Genomic DNA, 4,942 nt, shown 5'->3' with positions numbered 1-4,942 from the left:
CCTCCCTTCTTTCTTTTTCCTTACGCGACGCCCTCCCCCACCTGGCCCCTGTTCTTCGACGAGCACAAGCAGGCCCGTGGTCCGGCCTCGTCTCACGAGGGGCGGCTGCCAGGCTGCGACAGACTGCGACTGCTGCGCACCGTCTCCTCGCCGCGCGCCGCGGCCCGTCCGTCAACAGCGGCAGGGAAGAGAATCGTGACCGTGGTCCCTTCGCCCAGCCGGCTATCGAGGCGAATCTTGCCGCCCTGGGCCTCCACCAGCTCACGAGTGATGGCCAGTCCCAGCCCGCTGCCACCGGGCCGGCGCCCTGCGCGGCTGCGAGCGGGGTCAGCGCGGAAGAAGCGTTCAAAGACATGGGGCAGCGCCTCGGGCGGAATCCCCTCGCCCGTATCGCGCACGCTCAGCATGACCAGGCCACCGCTGGCCGGACTGGCCTGCAGCTCGACCGTTCCCTCGGCAGGTGTATATTTCAAGGCATTATCGACAATATTGAGCAGAGCCTGACGCAGACGGTCCTTATCGCCCAGCAGGGCCGGTGTACCCGGGGCTACGTTCCAGCGCAGCGTCTGGCCATGCGCCAGGTGTGCCGCCTGCTCACAGACCGTTGCCAGAATGTCGCCGGCTCTGATTAACTCACGCCGCATCTCCAGGCGACCCGCATCGAGACGCGTCAGTACCAGCAAATCCTCGACCATGCGCTGTAGACGCTGCACCTCAGCATACATGCCACGCGCCAGGCGCCGCGCCGCCTCCAGGTCACCGCGATCGGCCCCCAGCAGCAACATCTCCAGACTTCCGCTCAGAGCCGTCAGCGGCGTGCGCAACTCATGGGAGACATCCGAAACAAAGCGCTTCTGACGCTGGAAAGCCTCCTCCAGCCGCGCCACCATGCGATTAAAGGAGTGAGCCAGACGTCCGATCTCATCATCCGTTGGCGGCGGCTCGATGCGCATCGATAGCTCGCCCTGAGCAATGCGCTGGCTGGTGCGCTCGATCTCGACCAGCGGATGGAGGGCCACGCTGACCAGCGGGTAGATCAGGGCTGTGGCCAGGCCCAGCAGCACTATCACGCCCATGAAGAGCGTCAGATGCAGCGTGGTCAAAAAGTCATCGATCGGCGTCGTCGAGGTGCTGATCTGGAGGATGCCCAGCGTGTGGTCGCGGAAGGTATCGACCAGCGGCAGGAAGACCACCAGCTGCGGCTGCCCATTGCTGCTTTTGAGCACCAGGTAAGGCGGGCGCTGGTCGTTGCGCTGCAGGGCCAGCTGCACCTGCGCGGGCGGTACACTGATGGGCTGCAAGGCAAAGGGGGAAGTGCTGCCCGGCACCAGCACGCTGCCATCGGTGGCCAGAATGGCGGCGTTGGTGCTGGGACTCACCAGGCGGAAAGCCAGCGTCGAGGCGGTATAGAGAAAGTCCGTCGACGGCTTCTCTGGCGGCAGAAAGGTGTACGAGAGGCGGAAGGGGTGGTCCTGGTTGCCTTTCATGATGCCCTTGATGGCCACCTGAGCCTCGTTGCAGAGGACGTCGACCTGATTGGAGAGCAGGTCTTGCTCGGCAATCAGGGAGATGACCACCCCGAGCGAGCCGAGCAGGAGGGTCAAGAGGCCAAGAGAGACCAGCACCAGGCGCCAGCGGATCGGCACGTGGCGTAAGAGTCGCGGCAGAAGATTGGCGCGCTTCTTCATGCTTTAGCCTCGCAGGGTATAGCCAATACCCCGCACCGTTTGCAGCAAGCGTGGCGGATTGTCGTGCAGCTTCTCGCGCAGATGGCGGACGTAGACCTCGACAATGTTGTCGTCGCCGACGTAGTCGTAGCCCCAGACGCGCGAGAGGATAGTGTCGCGCGAGAGGACCTGACGCGGATGCATCAGGAACAGCTCTAGCAGGCTGAACTCGCGCGGCGTCAGCTCGACTGGCTCACCGCGCAGGGTGACGGTATGAGTCCCCCGATCCAGAGTAATGTCCTGGAACGAGAGGATGTCAGCGACATTGTTGCCGTGACGGCGCAGCACAGCCCGCGTGCGCGCCATCAGCTCGCGAAAGGCGAAGGGCTTGGTCAGGTAGTCGTCGGCGCCGCAGTCCAGGCCGGCAACGCGGTCGTCAACCTCGTCGCGGGCCGTGAGCATGATAATCGGGATATCATGACTGCGCCGTAGCTGGCGCGTGACCTCCAGGCCATCGTAGCCGGGCAGCATGATGTCCAGAATGATGATATCCGGCTGATGCTGCGTGGCCATGCGCACCGCCTCCGGCCCGCTGGTGGCCACCAGCACTTGAAAGCCTTCGTAGATAAAACCCATCTGGAGAAAGTCTATGATCTGCGGCTCGTCATCGACAATTAAAACCGATGGTTGCTTGCTCTTGCTACCGTTATGCTCCTTATTGCTCGCTAGCATGCTGAAATCCTGTGCCCTATCTTATACAAGGTGCCAAAGTAGACGCTCTCTCTTCTTGCTATACGCTCAGCGGGGCCTGAAGTGGCAAACCTGCCAGCCCCCAAGGGATAGTGAACAATACCTGCATGGTATATAGCAAGCCCGGCTGAAAATTTGCTGAATCACCCTTTTTCTCTCCCTTTCGCCCTCCTCCAGCGAGTGTGCAGCCCATTTTTCTTACGGCCAGTCTCAGCGACTAGAGCGCTTGTAGAGCCGCCGGCGACGCCATTTCAGCGAATTTTCAGGCTCGCTGCGGCCTTTTTTCAGCCCCAGGTGGCAAGATGAATGGCAGTTTCAAAAGACAATGCTTGTGCTACTCAAAAGCTGTGCTCACTATGGTGTCAATCCAGCTGCCCTATCTCAGGCAAAGCAAAGCAGCACGATTCGCTTGCAGGTTGTCTGTCTGATTGCAGAAAAGCAGAGATGATCTCTCTCAGGAACGGATACGTCTATGACTACTATCAGCCTACCACCAACGAGAACTATCGAGCCAACGCTCCCGTCGCGGACTGTACTCACGCCTGGTCGTCTCCTGGCCAGTCTGCAGCGCGGCTCTCAGCAGACGCCCCACAAGGCCCTGCTCATTGAGGCCGAGAGCGGGGAAGAGCTGAGCTACAGCCAGGCGCTGGCTGGTCTGGCCCTTCTGCGTCAGCTCTTCGGTCCTCCGCCCCAGCGCATCATGCTTGCCCTGGCGGGCAGCCCGCTCAGCGGTTTGATCTGGCTGACGGCCCTCAGCAGCGGCTATGACCTGATCCCCGTGCCACCGGCGGCCAGCGCTGACGAGGCCCGTCGTCTGCTGGCGCGTCAGCGTCCGAGCGTGCTCTGTGCCGCCGACGAAGGAGAGAGCGCCTGGAGCGCCCAGCTCCTGCCCTCCACAGTCCGACTCTTCACGGCCTCCCAACTGAGCGCCCTCATCAGTCGGGCCCCGGAGCCAGTTCGGCGTCTGCCGGTGCGCGAGGGGCACGTCTACCTGAGCACCTCCGGCAGCACAGGAGAGCCGAAGTGGCTGGCCCTCAGCGAGCGCCAGATCGTCTGGACCGCCGAGCAGGTGCGCCGCAGTCACGCCCTGACCAGCGCCGACCGCGGCCTGACCACCCTGCCGTTCTTCCACATCAACGCCCCCGTCGTCAGCCTCTGCGCCTCGCTGCTGGCCGGCGCCTCGCTCATCGTGGCCCCGCGCTTCAGCCGGCGACGCTTCTGGTCCTGGGTGGAGCGCTACGAGGCCACCTGGATCAGCGTCGTGCCCACCATCGTGGCTCTGCTGCTCGAAAATGAGGAGCGCCCGGCCTTTCTGCCAGGCCGGCTGCGCTTCGCGCGCAGCGCCTCGGCTCCGCTACCGCCGGCCAACCTGCGCGCCTTCGAAGAGCGCTTCGGCATTCCTCTGATCGAGACCTACGGACTGTCGGAGGCCGGCAGCCAGGTCGCGGCCAACCCTTTGCCGCCCGCGCTGCATAAGCCCGGCTCGGTGGGCCGTCCGACCGGCGTAGCCATGCGCATCTGTCTGCCTCGCGCCCAGGCCGCGGCCCAGGGCCTGAGCGAGGCCCTGCTCTATGACCTGCCGCCTGGCGAGGTGGGCGAGATCTGCATCGCTGGCCCCAATGTCATCAGCGCTTACGAGGACGGAGCCGGCGCTTCCTCTTTCCAGAACGGCTGGTTCCGCACCGGCGACCTGGGCTACTTCGACGAGGACGGCTATCTCTTCATTAAGGGACGGCTGCGCGAGGTCATCAACCGCGGCGGCGAGAACATCGCTCCACGCGAGATCGAGGAGACCCTGCAGGAACACCCGGCGGTGCGCGAGGTTGCCGTGGTTGGGCGACCTGATCCGCTCTACGGAGAGGTCGTCGTGGCCTACCTGAGCCTGCAAGAGGGCCGCCAGCTCAGCGTCGAAGAGCTGCGCAGCTATGCCCGCCAGCGCCTCAGTCCGCCGCGTATCCCCGTCGACTTCCTGATCCTGCCCGAGTTGCCGCGCAACGCTACCGGCAAGATCGACCGCCGCCTGCTGCGCACCCGTGAACAAGCGCGGGGCGAGCTACAGCAGATTGCCAGGGAGGAGGTCAGGAGTTAGCTTTGAGCCAGACCAGTATCAGCCTCAGCAGTAGCAGCGCGCCTCGCCCCAGCGATAGCCGCAGCTCCAGCTCCCGAGCCGGTAGCAGCAAGCGACCGCACGTCTACGAGCTTGATCCCTTGCGCACGTGCACCGCCCTCAGCGTCATCGCGGTGCACGTCCTGGCGGCCACTGCCTTTCTCAACGGGAGCGGAGTGGGCTATGCCATCCAGAACGCCCTGCTGGTCTCGTTCCACTTCACGCGCGAGATCTTCATGTTCGTCACGGCCTTCGCTCTCGTCTACGTCTACAACGGGCGCCGCTTCCCGCTCGGGCAGTTCTGGAAGAAGCGCAGCCTGGGCGTCATCTTTCCTTATGTCTTCTGGAGCCTGGTCTATGTCGTCGTCAACACGCACCCCAGTTCCTGGAGCGCCTTTCTTAAGACAGCGCTCTTCGA

4 protein-coding genes are annotated in these 4,942 nt (G+C 63.7%); 2 read left to right on the top strand and 2 right to left on the bottom strand.

Annotated features, from left to right (window positions below):
- Window positions 1-92: 92 nt before the first annotated feature.
- Together IRZ31_RS20160 and IRZ31_RS20155 are read right to left on the bottom strand one after the other, a co-directional pair.
- Window positions 93-1,688 carry a HAMP domain-containing sensor histidine kinase gene (locus IRZ31_RS20160; RefSeq protein WP_297157190.1) on the bottom strand — a complete coding sequence of 532 codons (1,596 nt, stop codon included), beginning with the start codon at window positions 1,686-1,688 and terminating at the stop codon, window positions 93-95.
- 3 nt (window positions 1,689-1,691) lie between these two features.
- Complete coding sequence (locus tag IRZ31_RS20155) at window positions 1,692-2,399, bottom strand: response regulator transcription factor (RefSeq protein WP_297157187.1); 708 nt, start codon at window positions 2,397-2,399, stop codon at window positions 1,692-1,694.
- A 490-nt stretch (window positions 2,400-2,889) separates the two neighbouring features.
- Between IRZ31_RS20155 and IRZ31_RS20150 the strand changes: the two genes are divergently transcribed.
- Both IRZ31_RS20150 and IRZ31_RS20145 read left to right on the top strand, forming a co-directional pair.
- Window positions 2,890-4,506: an AMP-binding protein gene (locus tag IRZ31_RS20150; RefSeq protein WP_297157184.1), complete on the top strand. Its 1,617-nt coding sequence runs from the start codon at window positions 2,890-2,892 to the stop codon at window positions 4,504-4,506.
- Between the two features lie 2 nt (window positions 4,507-4,508).
- On the top strand, window positions 4,509-4,942 hold a 434-nt coding region (locus tag IRZ31_RS20145; protein ID WP_297157181.1), incomplete at its 3' end, for an acyltransferase family protein.

This window comes from Thermogemmatispora sp., assembly GCF_019683635.1.
GTDB lineage: Bacteria > Chloroflexota > Ktedonobacteria > Ktedonobacterales > Ktedonobacteraceae > Thermogemmatispora.
Note: the sequence above shows the minus strand (reverse complement) of the source record. Positions and strands in the feature narration are given on the sequence as shown.